At 49.0% G+C, this 15,722-nt stretch carries 19 protein-coding genes and 1 riboswitch; of the genes, 7 read left to right on the top strand and 12 right to left on the bottom strand.

Going from position 1 to position 15,722, the window contains the following annotated elements; all coding sequences use genetic code 11:
• Positions 1-212 precede the first annotated feature (212 nt).
• The 4 genes from BLW29_RS01780 to BLW29_RS01765 form a co-directional block, all read right to left on the bottom strand.
• Complete coding sequence (locus BLW29_RS01780; protein WP_090975621.1) at positions 213-845, bottom strand: methyltransferase domain-containing protein; 633 nt, start codon at positions 843-845, stop codon at positions 213-215.
• A gap of 132 nt (positions 846-977) precedes the next feature.
• Positions 978-1,478 (bottom strand): C40 family peptidase, encoded by a 501-nt coding sequence (locus BLW29_RS01775; protein ID WP_090975620.1) that lies wholly within the window; start codon positions 1,476-1,478, stop codon positions 978-980.
• A gap of 238 nt (positions 1,479-1,716) precedes the next feature.
• Positions 1,717-2,175 (bottom strand): cupin domain-containing protein, encoded by a 459-nt coding sequence (locus BLW29_RS01770; RefSeq protein WP_090975619.1) that lies wholly within the window; start codon positions 2,173-2,175, stop codon positions 1,717-1,719.
• A 152-nt stretch (positions 2,176-2,327) separates the two neighbouring features.
• Entirely contained in the window at positions 2,328-2,885 is a 558-nt protein-coding gene (locus tag BLW29_RS01765) for a superoxide dismutase family protein (protein ID WP_090975618.1), read from the bottom strand.
• 206 nt (positions 2,886-3,091) lie between these two features.
• On the opposite strand from BLW29_RS01765, the gene BLW29_RS01760 reads away from it, so the two are divergent.
• The 5 genes from BLW29_RS01760 to BLW29_RS01740 all read left to right on the top strand — a co-directional run bounded on the left by BLW29_RS01760 (position 3,092) and on the right by BLW29_RS01740 (position 8,024).
• Entirely contained in the window at positions 3,092-4,081 is a 990-nt protein-coding gene (locus BLW29_RS01760; RefSeq protein WP_090975617.1) for a Gfo/Idh/MocA family protein, read from the top strand.
• 1 nt (position 4,082) lies between these two features.
• Positions 4,083-4,952 (top strand): sugar phosphate isomerase/epimerase family protein, encoded by an 870-nt coding sequence (locus BLW29_RS01755; protein WP_090975616.1) that lies wholly within the window; start codon positions 4,083-4,085, stop codon positions 4,950-4,952.
• A 141-nt stretch (positions 4,953-5,093) separates the two neighbouring features.
• Positions 5,094-5,489, top strand: coding sequence for a DUF2203 domain-containing protein (locus BLW29_RS01750; RefSeq protein ID WP_090975615.1), 396 nt, complete (start codon positions 5,094-5,096; stop codon positions 5,487-5,489).
• A 190-nt stretch (positions 5,490-5,679) separates the two neighbouring features.
• The gene (locus BLW29_RS01745; protein ID WP_090975614.1) at positions 5,680-6,804 is read left to right on the top strand and encodes an SH3 domain-containing protein; all 1,125 of its coding nucleotides are present in this window, start codon (positions 5,680-5,682) and stop codon (positions 6,802-6,804) included.
• Between the two features lie 83 nt (positions 6,805-6,887).
• Positions 6,888-6,989: riboswitch (purine riboswitch) on the top strand.
• Between the two features lie 81 nt (positions 6,990-7,070).
• Positions 7,071-8,024, top strand: coding sequence for an EamA family transporter (locus tag BLW29_RS01740; RefSeq protein ID WP_090975613.1), 954 nt, complete (start codon positions 7,071-7,073; stop codon positions 8,022-8,024).
• Between the two features lie 63 nt (positions 8,025-8,087).
• On the opposite strand, the gene BLW29_RS01735 is transcribed toward BLW29_RS01740, so the two are convergent.
• Entirely contained in the window at positions 8,088-8,276 is a 189-nt protein-coding gene (locus tag BLW29_RS01735) for a hypothetical protein (protein WP_090975612.1), read from the bottom strand.
• Between the two features lie 201 nt (positions 8,277-8,477).
• Between BLW29_RS01735 and BLW29_RS01730 the strand changes: the two genes are divergently transcribed.
• Positions 8,478-9,173 carry an N-acetylmuramoyl-L-alanine amidase family protein gene (locus tag BLW29_RS01730; RefSeq protein ID WP_090975611.1) on the top strand — a complete coding sequence of 232 codons (696 nt, stop codon included), beginning with the start codon at positions 8,478-8,480 and terminating at the stop codon, positions 9,171-9,173.
• A gap of 46 nt (positions 9,174-9,219) precedes the next feature.
• Here the strand turns inward: BLW29_RS01730 and BLW29_RS01725 are convergent, their stop codons facing one another.
• Genes BLW29_RS01725 through BLW29_RS01705 form a run of 5 tightly spaced genes read right to left on the bottom strand, consistent with a single transcriptional unit; the run spans position 9,220 to position 12,768 of the window.
• Positions 9,220-9,624 carry a DUF350 domain-containing protein gene (locus BLW29_RS01725; RefSeq protein WP_090975610.1) on the bottom strand — a complete coding sequence of 135 codons (405 nt, stop codon included), beginning with the start codon at positions 9,622-9,624 and terminating at the stop codon, positions 9,220-9,222.
• On the bottom strand, positions 9,617-10,957 hold the full coding sequence (locus BLW29_RS01720; RefSeq protein ID WP_090975609.1) for a glutathionylspermidine synthase family protein: 1,341 nt from the start codon (positions 10,955-10,957) through the stop codon (positions 9,617-9,619). Before BLW29_RS01720 ends, BLW29_RS01725 begins: the two co-directional genes overlap by 8 nt.
• Before the next feature lie 3 nt (positions 10,958-10,960).
• Complete coding sequence (locus tag BLW29_RS01715) at positions 10,961-11,266, bottom strand: hypothetical protein (protein WP_090975608.1); 306 nt, start codon at positions 11,264-11,266, stop codon at positions 10,961-10,963.
• A complete protein-coding gene (locus tag BLW29_RS01710) occupies positions 11,267-11,743 on the bottom strand; it encodes a hypothetical protein (RefSeq protein WP_090975607.1) in 477 nt (158 codons plus the stop codon). It abuts the gene before it with no gap.
• Positions 11,743-12,768, bottom strand: coding sequence for a potassium channel family protein (locus tag BLW29_RS01705; protein ID WP_090975606.1), 1,026 nt, complete (start codon positions 12,766-12,768; stop codon positions 11,743-11,745). Before BLW29_RS01705 ends, BLW29_RS01710 begins: the two co-directional genes overlap by 1 nt.
• Positions 12,769-13,139: 371 nt before the next feature.
• Between BLW29_RS01705 and pyrH the strand changes: the two genes are divergently transcribed.
• Complete coding sequence (gene pyrH, locus BLW29_RS01700) at positions 13,140-13,877, top strand: UMP kinase (RefSeq protein ID WP_090975605.1); 738 nt, start codon at positions 13,140-13,142, stop codon at positions 13,875-13,877.
• Positions 13,878-14,043: 166 nt separating this feature from the next.
• Here pyrH and BLW29_RS31655 read toward each other — a convergent pair whose 3' ends face one another.
• Both BLW29_RS31655 and BLW29_RS01695 read right to left on the bottom strand, forming a co-directional pair.
• Positions 14,044-14,166 carry a hypothetical protein gene (locus BLW29_RS31655; protein WP_256208255.1) on the bottom strand — a complete coding sequence of 41 codons (123 nt, stop codon included), beginning with the start codon at positions 14,164-14,166 and terminating at the stop codon, positions 14,044-14,046.
• Positions 14,167-14,231: 65 nt separating this feature from the next.
• The gene (locus tag BLW29_RS01695) at positions 14,232-15,695 is read right to left on the bottom strand and encodes a DHA2 family efflux MFS transporter permease subunit (protein WP_090975604.1); all 1,464 of its coding nucleotides are present in this window, start codon (positions 15,693-15,695) and stop codon (positions 14,232-14,234) included.
• Between the last annotated feature and the right edge of the window lie 27 nt (positions 15,696-15,722).

Raw genomic sequence — 15,722 nt, 5'->3', positions numbered from 1 at the left:
CTGTATTGGTCGTGACGAATGCGCCGATACTGTCTTGGGTACCGGGAACCCCTTCTACCGTGGAACGGCTTAGCCCTAGCGTATTACCGGTGAAGGTAATCGCGCCGGTTGCATTAAGGGTAGCCCGAACTACTAGTGGAATGCTCCTCGCCCTCCCTTAAGTTCCTCTACGAATGTGATTCATAGTGCACACTAACTCAAACATATGCACCTCATAAAGGCGCTATGCTACGGAGCATCGTTACGGCATGTGGTTCGGGGTGAACTTCGTTACACATCGCTAACCATTCCTCTTCAGGCAGTGGCGCCTTCACGACGACAAAATAATACAGAATCTCATCTACCACGTTAGCTTGAAGCTCCTTAAGTACTTCGAGCTCATCAGGTTCATAGAGATCCGTCAAATAAGGGGCTTGATAGAAAAGCTCCATACGAAGCAATCTGAAATCATAAGGCGGAGGCGTGACATAGCTGTAAGGGGATAGGGGAGGGCAGATCGGATTTCCCGGAGGTTGTCTGAAAGATGCCGTCATATAACGAGGCGTGTGTTCATCGAAGCGGTGTTTTAAGAACGGGTTGGAGCTATGGCGAAAGTTATGCGCATACGGGCATAACAAACAAACGACTGTCTTGTGAACGCTGACCCGATATAACTCTTGCAGCGCGAAGGATAAGTCGCTTACGTATGGCAGCATGCGGCTCACGGCAATGAAATCGATGGAATTATCGGGAAACGGTATTTCACTATTCAGATCACTGACCAGATTGACGCCCGGCAGTGCATAACGGTCAATCCCGTAGCAATCAGGAAGCTTATGGGCACCGCAGCCGATATCCAGCTTCATTGTTCGCACCTCCTTACACGCAAATACTCTACTAGCTTCTAGTGTATGGAGTCCAAGGCTAGCCTGTATATACGCTTGCCCACCGGAACGAAAAACGTGCAGAGCACCTAGGTGCCCTGCACGTTATGCAGACTAAATGACGTCGCGAGCGGTTACGAATGTTTTGTCCCAGATGCTTCCTTTGAAGGTTGAGATCGTAACACCGATTCCTACGCGGTACGTTTGAAGGACTTTGCCATTGCCGATATAGATGCTGACATGATTGATTTTGCCGTCACGATTCGTATCGGAGAAAATAAGGTCGCCTGGTTTCAAGTTGCTCTTCAGCACTCTAGTTCCTTTAACTGCTTGCTGTCTCGACGAACGCGGAAGGCTGATGCCGTTCTTCTTATATATGTATTGCACGAATGAAGAACAATCAAATGCGCTCGTAATGCCGGATTTGGCACCGAATTTGTAAGGCACGCCCATATATTGTTTGCCCTTATTAATGATGTTACTCGCTACGACAGAATCGGATGCTGCGTGAGTCGTTTTCGGCGTAAGAAGCATGCTTCCGGCAAAAGCGATAGATAGGCTGAGTGCTACACCTGCTAGTTTTCTACCTATACGCTTCTTTGTTGTGTTATTCATGTCTTCCTCCTATTAATTGAGAGTGTAGTGTGATTACTGGTTGTCGCTATCACCTGGTGACCACTATACCACAGCGCCAAAACCCACTACTTACCAATGTGGAGGAAAACTCTTCATTACGAACGCTTTCACAGCCATTGTTAGAATATGATTAGAAAATATTCATGCAATTCCCATTGACAACGCGAAAAGGCCAATCAGGTTCTCCTGATTGGCCTTAGGCTTGATAAGGTATGGTTTAAGTGCGTTTTATAAGAGTGAAATCATCATAATGAAAGCCCGGAGCTACAACACAAGAAACAAATACAGGCTCATCGCCGAGCGGCTTGGCCATCTGCCAAACATTCGCCGGTACCAGCGCTTGCGGCCGTTGACCCTTGGCGATATCCGGTCCAATGATAATCTCTTCGGTCGTCTCCGGATTCTCTCCCGTACCGCCTAAGCGGAGCAGAAGCGGGCTGCCGGAGTGCCAGAGCCACAATTCATCGGACAATACGGTATGCCAGTCTGAGGTTTCTTCCGGATGCAGGACGAAGTAAATCGATGTAGCCGCGAATCGTGCACCGGAATAGCGTTCGCCCAGTATCTCTTGCGGAATCTCGAAAGAAGCCTTCCACAATTCTTTGTACCAGCCGCCTTCCGGATGCGGTTTGAGGTCCAAAGCTTGTACAAGGGGTGATAATTCTTTTGTTAGCATCAGTTTGGTGTGCTCCTTTAATTTCTCTATGTTGGATCGATAAGTCCATCTCCATGTTTCAATTTAACGTATGACTCGTCCAGTTGTAAATGGCCATGAACCTCCTTAAGAGATCCATGGCCGATTTCAACGTTTAGTGGAATAGATATTCGTTATTGGGCGATGACGCCGCATACAATGCGATTTCCTGAATTTCCGGACGGGTCAGTCGCATAATCATCGGCTTTCTCATGAATCACAATCGCAGTGCCGCCTGTCTTCCGGAGGGAATTAGGCTGGTTAGGCGCTAATGTGACGATTCGTGTCTCGATATCTACTTTAACCGAGCCATCAGCAGCTGCCGTAATATTCGGCAAATCCCCTACATGAAACCCCTTCGGATTGTTGAAGCCATGTTGTTTGGTTTGCGGATTGAAATGCGCGCCGGCTGTCTTAAAGTCAGGTGCTTCGCATTTCCCGGTTTCATGAAAATGGATGCCATGTACGCCTGGCGGCAAGTTCTTGGCTTCAACATGAAGCACGACGGCATCGTTCTTCTGTGTCAATGTCGCCATGCCGACTTCGGTACCGGATGCACCAACCAGTTTCACTTGAACAACGGTTGGCGTCGTTTCTTTGACGGGATGCGCGCCGGCAGGACCGCCAATCGTTGCAGCCAGCAAGACGAAGCAAACGGCTGTTCGCGTTGTGTGTAGCAAAGTATTTCTCATTGCGCTGTGTCTTCCTCCTGTGCATTGATCTCTTAGCTCTTGCTTATCATTGCCTACTTTGTAATTGTCCAAACGTGGATATGGCTTAGCATATCTTGTCGCATATTTGGATTGGTAGCCGCCTTGATTTGTGTTAGCTTAAGGTGGAGATGTCTGATTTATCCAAATGTCTTATCTATTCCAAGCATAAGCGGGAGGCGAATTAATTGAGCTTGATTCGAGTTGGAATGATTGGAACCGGCGGCATTGCGGGTTGGCACGCGCGTCAGCTGACGGAGTTAACGGAGGTACAGATTGCAGCAATAGCGGATCCCAATGCAGCTGGCAGAGAGCAGTTTGCTGCGCAAAATCAATTAGGGGATATTCCGGCATTCGCAGATTACACCGACATGCTGGATAAAGTAGAGCTGGATGCGGTCGACATTTGTTCGCCGCATACACTGCACTTTGAACAGGCTAGCGCCGTATTGCGCAAAGGCCTGCATGTATTAATCGAGAAACCGATGACGTGCTCCTCTGAGGAAGCGAAAGAGCTAATCAAGCTTGCCAATGACGCCGGCAAAATCATGCAGGTTTCCTATCAGCGCCATTTTCAACCCGAATTTCTATACATCCGAGATGCCATTGCAAGAGGCGAGATTGGCAAGCTGACTTCGATTACCGCATCCTTATATCAAGAGTGGAGGCAGGGGACACCCGGATCCTGGCGCCAAGACCCTGCGTTATCGGGCGGCGGTTTCTTGATGGATTCCGGCAGCCATATTATTGATGTTCTGCTTTGGACGACAGGGCTTACGCCGATTGAAGTCAAACCACAGCTGCATATGCATGGCACGCCTGTCGAAATCGACACGTTCACATCGATACGATTTGCCGAAGGCGCTGTTGCCGGTCTCAATCTGGTTGGTTACTCGCCTTGCTGGCATGAGACTTTTGTATTCTGCGGAGAAGAAGGCGGGATCTTCTATGATAACGGCCGCATTACGCTTCGCCGATTGAGACAAGAGCCTATTGTTCCTGAGCTTCCGGCAGCATCAACTAATCAGGACAAGAGCTTTATTGATGCTATATTAGGTCGCCACGATGTGCTTGTACCAGGCGAGTATGCACTCAAAGTCGTTCAATTATCCGAGATGATTTATGAAGCGGCAGGTTACTCCCCGTTAGGTGATCTGAAATCAGAGGAGGTAAGCTAAGATGACCTATTCAATCGGCATGCGAATACCGCCTATTATTGGCCGAGCAGGGATTAGACAAACAGCCGCTTGGGCAGCGGAAATCGGACTCGACATCTTGGATGTCTCCGAACTGACTCCTGAAGTGAAGCAAGCCTGCAGTGAGTTCGGAATTGGCATCGGCTCCGTGGATGCTCGGCATACAGCACAGCTGCTTAGTCGAGACGATGCACGCCGCTCCGATGCGGTTGAGGCGACTAAACGCCAAATGGACACCATGGCTGAGCTCGGCGGAAACGTCATGTTCATGTGTTTGGTGCCGGAAGATCTCACGCTTCCTCGCTCGGAAGGCTTTGCTATATGGAAGGATTCGTTCCCGGAAGTCGTTCGCCATGCTGAGCAGCGCGGCATTTATATCGCCATTGAAGGCTGGCCCGGACCGGCGCCTCATTATCCCACGCTGGGCTGCACGCCGGAGATGTGGCGAGCGATGTTCGAGGCAATCCCTTCGAAGCATTTCGGCCTCAACTATGACCCTTCCCATCTTGTGCGGCTAGGCATCGATTATTTGCGGGCGCTATCGGAGTTCGGGGAACGTGTTAACCATTGTCATGGTAAGGATACGGAGCTGCTTAATGAAGAACTTTATGAATCCGGCGTGCTGCAGGCAACATTCGGAGCGAAATACGGATTCTCGGAAGGCTCGTGGCGTTATACGATTCCGGGACATGGCGCTGTTGAATGGAGCAAGGTGGCCGTGCGATTGGATCGCCTAGGATATAAAGGGGCTGTCAGCATTGAGCTGGAGGACCATCGGTTCTGGGGAACCTTAGAGCAAGAACGGCAAGGGATCGTGAAAGCGGCGGACCATCTGCGAACTTATTTTAAATAACAGGGAGGAACGAGAATTGAAGTGTCCATAGCGGACACTGCGTTCTCGTTTTTCAATTCGGATGAATGGAATATACGCCGAGCTCGGTTTGACCTTGTTCGTTTGATTTTAGTACACTTAATGTAAGGAGTGGATACGAAAGTGGACCAAATTCATTTTACATTAAGCGAAGCGAATGCACTTTTACCCCAGCTGCAAGAAGACCTGCTGAAACTGCAGTTATTGACGCAGCAATTCGAAGAGAAGTTCGATGAACTGCAAGTATTGAAGGCAACCACAGATAGAGGAAGCGACGATCCGTTCTTTGAGGCGGAGAGTCAGCTCGAGTTCATGCGGATGGATATTGAGCTGCACATCGGAAATTTCGATCGCAAAGGCGTTTTTCTCAAAATGATCAACCCGGGATTGATTGATTTCCCCTCCATTCTCGATGGTGAGGAAATTCTAATCTGTTGGAAGCAAGGCGAGGATCGAATCTCTCACTATCACGGCTGGAATGACGGTTTTATGGGGCGCAAGGCGTTTCCGGAAGCGTGAAAAAAGATTAAAAAACACTCATAAAGGAGCCTGAATCACTCAGGCTTCTTTTTTGTTCGTCATAGAAGGAATGTCCGTCGACAAAAGTACATATTTTTCTTACAGAAGGTTTGACATGCTTTTCAGAAGATAGCATTTACAATCTAACCTATATCGGAAAGGCCCTTAAATCCAAGGAAGAGGTGTTTCAATGACTAGAACCATCCAGTGGAATGTAGTGGCTTATATGATTTGTGCTTTGTTTGTAACTACGGTTATCCTATCCTTTACCTTTACGAATGCACTTTGGAACTCCCAAATAGCAGGTTTATCTGCTCCGCATTGGCTTCAAAACAAAGCGGTCTCATCACCATCGTCACTATCACTTACCACAGAAGCCATGCATATTCCGAAATCGTTGTTCCAACCCGCGACCGTTATCCCCAAAGCATCAGCCCCCGAAGCCCCTGAGCAGATTCGTAATATCCCCGTTCCGAGTGTTCCTGTCACCGTCGTTCCGATGGTAAATCTTATCCATACATATAAAGTAACGGCTTTCTACCTCAATGTACGTTCCATGCCGGATGCAAGCTCGACAATCATGACACAAGTGAAGCAAGGCGAGCTGCTTAAAGTTGTGAGTGTAACCGAATCTGGCTGGTTGTCTCTGCAAGATGGCGGATATGTTCATGGCGGATATGCAGAGAAAGTGCCGCAACTATCGGAGTCGATCTCGGTAACGCCAGCAGTAGCTGCCAAAGAAGTGAAAGCTGCTAAAGTAGAAGTGTCCACCGCATCCGTGATCCATCAGACGGTCAAGAAGGTGAATGCAACAACGGCTGCTATGGATAATTTACCCATCAAGAAGAAGCTTGTAACGTCTCTTGAGACGCTTGCTAAACCAACCTCTAAGGTGATGTCAGACTCGGGACTAAACAAAGAACAAATCGCGACCATTTTCAAAGGAACGAAGCTTGCCGGTCATGGACTGGAAGCAGCTGTTCTCGCCATTGAAGATAAGTATGGCATTAACGCTTTCTTCACCATCGCCGTCATGAAGCTTGAAAGCGGTAACGGATCGAGCCGACTGGCGCAAACGAAAAATAATTTATTCGGCTTGAACGCCGTCACAGGCAAAAACGCCTACAAAAAAGCCTTTTCTTTCGCCACCAAGGGGGAGAGCGTAAGGAAATTCGGACAACTCTTATCGGCCAACTACGTCGAGCGCGGCTATACGACGATCGAGAAGGTCGCGAAGAAATATTGTCCGGCTAACGGCCGATGGGCAGGGCATGTCCGAAGTATCATGCGAAGCGACTTTCTGAAATTAGCATAATTCCCGTCAATCACCTGTTGACATAAACTAACGAGTCATGTTACATTTCCATGAGTGATCACAAGCAGTTGCAACGGAAACTAATCTTAACTTCATAATAAATTCGTATAACCTCACGAACAAACAGGGTGAGGGTATCTACAGGAAGCCTTAACTTCCTTACTACGAATACGGAATGATCAGTCGATGATTCTGTATTTGTGGTAAGGAAGTTTTTTGTATTTGTTTACCGATCATACGCAAGTTTCGAAGGGGGCATCTTAGATATGAAATATATACTGTCTGTATTTCTAGGCGCGGTCAGTTACGGCATTCTGTCGACGATCGTAGTGAAAGCTTATGGACAAGGCTACAGCTTAGGCGAGGTAGTAGGGACGCAGCTGTTAACAGGATTTATCCTATCCTGGCTGCTCGTCATTGTACTTAAAGCACGTAACAAAAGTCAGGCTGCGAAGTCAAATGAACCGATTCAGCAGTCGCTCAGCTTAACTTGGAAACAACGCTTCATGCTGATGTCGGCAGGTATTCCAACGGCATTGACCGGTCTGCTGTATTATCAGTCGCTGCGTTATATTCCGAACTCACTTGCAATCGTACTGTTGTTCCAATTTACGTGGATGGGCGTTCTTATTCATGCCATTAGTACGCGCAAACGCCCGAACGGTATTATGCTGCTCACGCTTAGCATCTTATTCGGCGGAACATTGCTCGCCGCCGGAATTATAGAACAAGGGATTTCGGAGTTTAATTGGACTGGAATTGCACTTGGTTTGCTCGCTGCCGTCAGCTATTCGCTCTTTATTATCTTTAGTGGTAAAGCTGTACCCGCTGTTCATCCCGCTCAGCGCAGCTTATGGATGATTACGGGCGGCATGATCTTCGTGTTTATTCTATTCCCGCCGGTTTATCTGTTTAACGGCGTGATCTGGAGCAGCTTGCTGCTATTCGGTTTCTTGCTTGGGCTGTTCGGTGCCTTTATTCCACCTGTGCTGTTCGCAGCAGGCGTTCCGCATATCGGCGGAGGAATGGCTGGTATTCTTGGCGCATCGGAGCTGCCTGTAGCGGTTCTGCTCTCAGCGGTTGTGCTGCATGAACAGGTGAGCGGACTGCAGTGGGCCGGTGTCGTACTCGTATTACTGGGTGTTGCACTGCCTGAGCTGGTTAAGGGATCAAGAAATAAAGGCAATAACACGCGTAAGAAGCTTGAATATTCCGCTTAAAATAAGTGAAGCCCGATTCCATTAGGAACGGGCTTCATGTGTTGTAGAGTATCCGATTAGGGACTACTCTTCGTCTTCGGCTTCATTAGCTGCAACATTAGCCGCAGTTTGGTTCGAAGCTGGGTTGTGCTGGAACACTTCAGCCGCTTCTTCTGCGGAGAATTCGGTGTCTGCTGCACCCGCAACCGGAAGCTTGTTTAATGCCACGGATTGCACATCTGCTTTAGAAACTTGATTTTGTCCGTTTGCCATGTGTGTGATCCTCCTCATTCATTGTGAATTGCAACAGACATTAATGTGCCCAAGCAGGTATTGATCTTATGCATGACGAAATGAAAATTAAACTTTATATCGATTTAAGCCGTTATTAAGATTAGCTTCATTTCAATTTTATATCGAGCTGGTACGCTAGTGGAGCATCAAGAAGCAAAACGTAAGGAGGACGTTTCTGATATGAAAAGGAGAAAGAAGAAATCCCCCGGCACAGCCTTGCTTGCCTTAATCGTCTTTGCCGCGGCTTTATTCATATTCCAAGCTCATAATCGAGCCAATGGGTCTAGTGATGATGACGCATCAGCAGGGGAGCCGCTCGTCGCAAGCGAGAATCTGCTTCTTGCCGGCAAAACGATTGTACTGGATGCCGGACACGGCGGGAAAGACGCCGGATCGATCGGACAACAAGGGACTTTCGAGAAGGATGTCACCTTGCAGACAGTGCTGCACATTCGGGACGAGCTGGTGAAGCGAACGGGAGCTAAAGTGATTCTGACTCGCCCGGACGACGAAACCGTATCGCTGGACGAACGCGTGGAAATTGCCAATAACTCGAACGCAGATGTGTTTATCAGCATTCATTACGATGCTTTCGAATCCAATGATGTTGCAGGAATGACGACGTACTACTACAACGAAACGGATAACGGACTTGCCGAGCTTATGCATAACGAGCTTGCTCAATCGATCGACGCCAAAGATCGCGGTGTGAAGGTGGGCAACTATCAAGTCATTCGGGAGAATACCAGACCGGCGCTTCTGCTTGAGCTCGGATATATCTCGAATCACGCAGAGGAAGAGCGCATGAAGTCGCCAGCATTCCAAGAAACCGTATCGAGCGCGATCGTATCGGGTATAATCGATTTTCTATCCTAAATAATAAAGCGGCACAAGTGATGAGCACTTGTGCCGCTTTTTTCATTTACATCAAGAACGTACCAATCACGATCGACGACCCGAGAATAATGGCGCGAAGCAGTTGAGCTACGGATTTGTTGCCTTTGGCAATCTCTTCGCAAACATTAAGCTTAGGGGTAAGGAAATCAAATACGACATAGACAAGGCAGAGCAGCAGAATGCCAATTCCGGACCAGATCAGCATAGCCTCCCAATCATGGGAGCTGTACGATACCATCGCTACGATGATGCCAAGACCGAGCAGCTTGCTGCCCATGTAGATGCCGGCGGCTTCGTTGCCTCGCCTGATTTCCTCCCAATCATTGAAACGCGTTAGCTTGCTAAATACGAATGAACCAACGAGCAATGCGACAAGCAATATAACGATTCCAATTCCTACATTCAACAGATCATTACCAAAGTTATTCACGCTTTGATCCTCCTTGGGTTGTGTATGTAATTGCAGCAGGGCAGTAGTAAGCCATATCTCCGGTAATTTTACCGCCTACACGAGGAAGCAAGCCGGCGTAATGTCCGCCTATTACATAAGCGCCTGTTAATAGATAGCCGTCGAAAGGACCCTCTTCCGTCTCAACACGAGCTTCTTGCATGGGGAACAGCTGCTGGTAGACCTTCGGCTGGTTGTCATAATAGTCTTGGACTTCAATGACATCTGCTTCCTCATGACCCCACTCGGCCTGCTGGAATTGTCCTGCGCCATCATAGAGGGAAGTACCTTTGCCTTCGCGTCCCCAGTATCCTTTGGCTACATACGGAGTACCGGATTGCACGAACGGTGCCGCTTCATAATAAGTCGGGAGCAGGTAACGTTCTATGTCTGCGATATCAGCTTCATCGAAGAGGGTGAACCCGACAAATGCCTCGGTTTGATCTCGGCGCTCGTAAAGCGACCAAATTAGCGCCATAAAACCTTTGCTCTGCGTAATGATGCTCTGAGCCGGATTGATCAGCCCAAGCTTGCCTGAGGCAACAAGCTGAATCAGCGCTTCTCCAATCGGCATGTTCTCCTGTTCATCGTCCGTATCGTGAATCAGATATTCTAGCGGATACAGGCGATACAACACGGCAATACGCCGCCCACCGGCATAGAGTCCGTCACCAGGGATAATTTCGAGTTCTTCGAGGGGAACATAGAGGGTCTCGTAACCCAGCTGATTGACGGCCTTCATGATATACTCCGTGTTCGTGCGATCCTCAAGATGCCAGCCATAACTTGAAAATACAATCGGACCCGTTAGGCCTTGATTGGCGTAATGCCGAATTAATAGGTTGAAGGCATTCTGAATCTCATTGCGCATCCCGATTGAAGCAGCCGTATAGGTTGAGAAATGATGAATAAGCTGCTCTGCCAGGTAGGCGGTTTCGGGAATGCCTGTTGGCGTATCCGTGTTATTTTCAATGCATTTCATACCGTGTTCGCCAATAATCCAATCCTGTCTGGATACACCGTGATACGGAACTTGCATTCGTGCTGCCGATAAGAGAGCAGGATGTAGGCCTAGTTGCTGAACGAGAAACTCATCGGGCAAGTATTGTTGGGTGAAACGCAGTACTTTCCAGTATATGCGGTCAACGGATTCAGAAGCGGCTTGAAGTGAGGCTGCTTCCTCGGGTTGAAACAGTGTCAAGGCAGGAAGACAGTACTGTTTGCCATTCATCCGATGGTAGGGGATATGCTGAGCGATCTCACCACTGAATATCTCATCATGGTTCCCGCCCAGCTGCACAATCCGGTTTATCATGCGTTAACCTCCGCTGCTTCTGCTGCCGCTGCTGCCGAACCCTTTGAATGAACCCGAGCTGCCGTTAGAGCCTTTAACGACACCGGAGCTGCTGCTTGAACCGTTAGCGCTAACCGTTGGATTCTTGGTCGTGGAACCGCCGCTAGAATAGTAGGTACCGCCGGTACCGCCATAATAGCCATCATCACAATTCTCGTAGTTCGGGTCGCAGTCATAGCTGGAGCTGGTGTTACAGCCGCTAAGCGCGACAGGCACAGCGAGCAACAGCGCGAATTTCAGCACCTTGGCGGACTTCATGTCGTCTTTCATTTAAACGTGAACCTCCTTCATGAACAATACAACTTTGTTGCGATCATCATCGAGCACGGAATATAAGGACTCGAAGGTGCGGGTCTGCTTCACCAAATAATGATCGAGGAGCAATCTGGCGATGTCTTGCGACCCATGCGTAGGAAACAAACCCTCGCCTAATTCGAACGTCCGTCCGTTCCAATAGAGGAACTCGGTTTCCAGAAACACCGATCGATCACAACGCTCAAGCAGCGCCGGCTTGATATCAGCCCCATAGAAATCAAGATCGCTGGGCTGAAAAGAAGCCGCATAGATATGATGGACGCCGGTATCTTCGGACTCATGCGAGCTGTGGTGGAGCAGCCTGTTCTGGATAACCGTTGCATTAACCAGCTTACGGACGAACAGCTCATCCGTATCAACCGAATATTGTTTGAGCGTTCGTACTACTCGCTGCGAGGACTCATCCCAATCTTGATAACTTATCGTATGCATTAAGCGCGCACTCCTTTGGTAATAGTCTGATAGACTTCGACATCACAGACGACGAAGAGCTTGGCGTCGGCTGGAATGGGAGCGTTCAGCTTCGTGTTGATGGACATGTCTCCGCGATCTGAGATCAATGTCGCGCCTTGTTTCAAGAGGGAGAGGAAGGCATCCTCATAGGTCTTCCAATCCGGCGAGACGGTAACTTGGAAGACATCTGAGCCGTGCTGTCGACTCAGCAGCTGGGTGAAGATTTCTACGCTGCCATCGTTCAGTGCCGATCGAACCGCGAGCCTTGCAACGGCATCGTGAGAGAGTACAAATTCATTCACTTTGACATGTTTGAAATTGTGGATATGCTTCTCGAGCATAATTTCTACGGTCGTATGAACCTGCGGGGCAATGCTTTCGATGCTGGAGGCGATCAACAGCGATTTGCCGTCGACCAGCGATGATTCATCGATGCGATAATCGGCGAAGATGATGGCTGCTTTCGCGCTGGCAAGGCCGGCTTTCTCCAAGATGTCGCTGGAGCTGGGATCGCCGCTCACAAAGTGAACATTGTGATGCTCGTAGGGATGTTGATCGATGGCATCAATAATCACGATATGAGTAGCAGGAGAGATGGATAGCAGCTCTTCCACTGCATATCTGGCTTTCTTGCTCCAATTAATAAAGATGACATGTTGTTTCCCAGAATAGTTCAACTTACCAGCTCTCCTTTGTCGATGATACTGTGAGACCGAATCAATGATTTTGCCGATAATCAAACTCAATAAGCCGATGCCAAACACATAAATAAAGAGCGTAAGCACCTTGCCTGCGAATGTGTGGGCGAAATAATCACCGTATCCGACGGTTGCCATCGTGGTCATGACCCAGTAAAGCGCATTGAACCACGATTCGAATGTGTCCGGTTCCAGCCAGTAGGCTAACGTGGAGAGGATTAGCAGGAAGGCAATGAAAAGAAAGGCGACAGCTGAGTTCTTAAGCCGCAGCAGCTTTAAGGACAGCGTGTGCAGAAACAGTGGCATGCAGGGCATCCTCCTTCTGAATTCAGGCTGCGCAGGGCACTGTTAACCCGCGAAGCCCTTTACAATCGTACACTATTTCAGTTCATACGAGAACCACATCCATAGGTGTCAATTTCTTGAAATATGAACAGAAGGATACAGTTCGAAAGTCGGTTATTCTAGACGGACATGAGCATAAATGTTTATTGTTTAATCAAGTTGTTATCCTATATAATCAAGTTTAGAACACGAATGGAGGCGAAGCTTAATGCTAATCAGACAGCTAGGTCTAGGTGAACGTGATGCTTCAATAGCCATTCCAATTTCATATGTGATCCGTAAACACTAAGGCATTTGCTTTAGTGTTTTATTTTTGTCCAAGGAGGATTGTAATGAGCACATACAAGAGGGTACTGATCAAGTTAAGCGGTGGAGCCGTTGCGGGAAACAGCGAATTTGGGTTTGATCCGGACAGACTGGAGCATATCGCAGGCGAGATTTTGTCGGTGGTGAGCAAAGGCGTAGAGGTATCCTTGGTTATTGGCGGAGGCAATATCTTTAGAGGGAATATGGCGGAGAGCTGGGGAATTGAGCGAGCGGAAGCCGATAACATCGGCACGCTTGCAACGGTAGTGAACAGTTTGATGTTAAGAGGCGTGTTGAAGGCCAAATGCAGCAACGAAGTGCGTGTCATGACAGCCATTCCGCTCACTTCTGTGGCGGAGCCCTATATTCGGCTGCGAGCCATTCATCATCTGGAGAAAGGGTATATCGTGATCTTCGCAGGCGGTAATGGCCAGCCCTATGTGACGACCGACTATCCTTCGGTCCAGCGGGCGATCGAAGTCAATTGTGATGCGCTGTTTGTGGCGAAGCAAGGGGTAGACGGCGTATATGAAGCAGACCCCAAGAAGAACAGGGATGCGAGGAAGTACCAATCCCTGCACTATAACGATGTCATAAAGCATGACCTGCGGGTCATGGATCAGTCCGCGTTCCTGCTCGCGCGCGATTATAAGCTTCCCATTCATGTGTTTAATTTCGATGAGCCGGGCTCGATGGCGGCCATATGTGATGGTGAGTCGATCGGCACTACCATTACCGGTGAATCTGTCATGACCATTGCTTGATAATCGGAATCGTGCACGCTTTTGATGAGGCTCTGAAAGTAAAAGATATGCTCTTAAAAAAAGAGAAACCTGCTGATTTGATAAATCGGCAGGTTTCTCTACATTCTATGGCTGTCTCAGACGTGCGAAGTTGCACGGTTGAGACAGCCTTCTCTTATTCAATGACTCAGCAGCTGTTACCTTGAGACTTGTTGTCGCTCTCTTCCGAGAGCTTCTCTCCGTATTGATCCAGGCGTCCCGGATGGGATGCCGGACCTTTCTTCTTCGGTTTGCTGTTTCGACCTGTCATGGTAATGCTCACCTCCGTCATCCATAAGATGAGCGGAGGGAGCTGAAATCATGCACCGGCGATGATTAGCCCATATCTACGGCATGTGCGGGAGCTTGAGCACCATTTGGTTGAGGACGCTTCAAGGTGACAGCGAGCAGCAGACCGAAGATAGCCAGCCCGGCAAGGACTAGGTAAGTATCATGGAACCCGTGTGCCATCGCATCGGGCATTGGTTTCTCGCCTTCCGCAGCGTGATGCGTTGTACGGCTGACGATTAATGTCGTTAATCCTGCAACCGCAAACGAGGTAACGACTTGCTGTGCTGCGCTTGTCAGGGATGTAACCCTGCTGACCAAATTACTAGGCGCTGATTGAATGAGATGCGTATTCAGTGCCAGGAAAGACAAGCCCATTCCCATTCCGAGCATGGCGCGGGGAAGAAGGAACATGACTGCACTGTCAGACGGATCGATCCGCGAGATGAGGAATGCGCCGACCGCAACAATCGTCAAGCCGGTGACTACCAGCGGGCGAGCGCCGATTTTGTCATATAAGCGGCCTCCGATCGGCATAAACAGCCCTGCGGCAATGGCTTGAGGCAATGTCCACATGCCGGCATGGAAGGCACTCATGCCCATCAGCTCTTGCATGAAATAAGGTACGGTGAAGATGATCCCGAACATGACGAACTGTAAGACCCATTGAACGATAATTCCGCGTGTAAACAAGGGCGAGCGGAATACACGCAGCTCCAGAAGCGGTTCTTTCTTGCGTTTCAATTCAACGATGATAAAGAGGAGGAGCGATACGGAACCAACGACCAGACCGATAATCGTCTTATCTGACGACCAGCTGGTAGATCCTTCGCTAAGTCCATAGGACAAGCCTGCGAATGCAAGCGGACCGAGAATTATCCCAAGCATATCAAGAGAGGTGAAAGCTTTCTTGGGCAGCTTCGGCAGTAAGGTTATGCACAGGATGACGCCTAGGATGCCGATCGGGACGTTGATGAAGAAGATCCATTCCCAGGCGACATAGTCGACCAGATATCCGGAAACGATGGGGCCGAGTGCGGGTGCCAGCAGAATAGGCATACCCATAAGTCCCATAATAGAGCCGGCTTTCTCAGGCGGACTGAGCTGGTAAGTCATCGCGAATGCGATTGGAAGCACCATACCGCCGCCGAGTCCTTGCAGTACGCGGTACATAATAAGCTGCTCTGCCGTCGTCGCGAGTGCGCAGAGCACCGAACCGACTGTGAACAAGATGAGTGAAATGATGAAGATTTGTTTCGAGCCGAACCGATCTGTCATCCAACCGGCTAACGGAATGACGGCTGCTTGAGCCAGCGCATAACCGGTTACGGTCCACTGCACGATGCTAAGCGTACTGTCAAAGTCTTTCACTAGAACAGGGATGGCTACATTGACAGCGGTACTGTCAAGGATAACCATGAAGATGCCGACAATGATGGCGAGCAGCGGCCCTACAAGTTGTCGCATCGAGGTAAACGGAATAACGGGTGATTCCTTACGTGCAGCGCTCATGGCAGCCTCCTTGATTTTATTAATAAC

Origin of the sequence: Paenibacillus sp. CF384 (genome assembly GCF_900106745.1) — a bacterium.
In the GTDB taxonomy this organism is placed as follows: domain Bacteria; phylum Bacillota; class Bacilli; order Paenibacillales; family Paenibacillaceae; genus Paenibacillus_Z.
The sequence above is the reverse complement of the archived record's forward strand: the minus strand, read 5'-3'. Positions and strand labels throughout refer to the sequence as shown.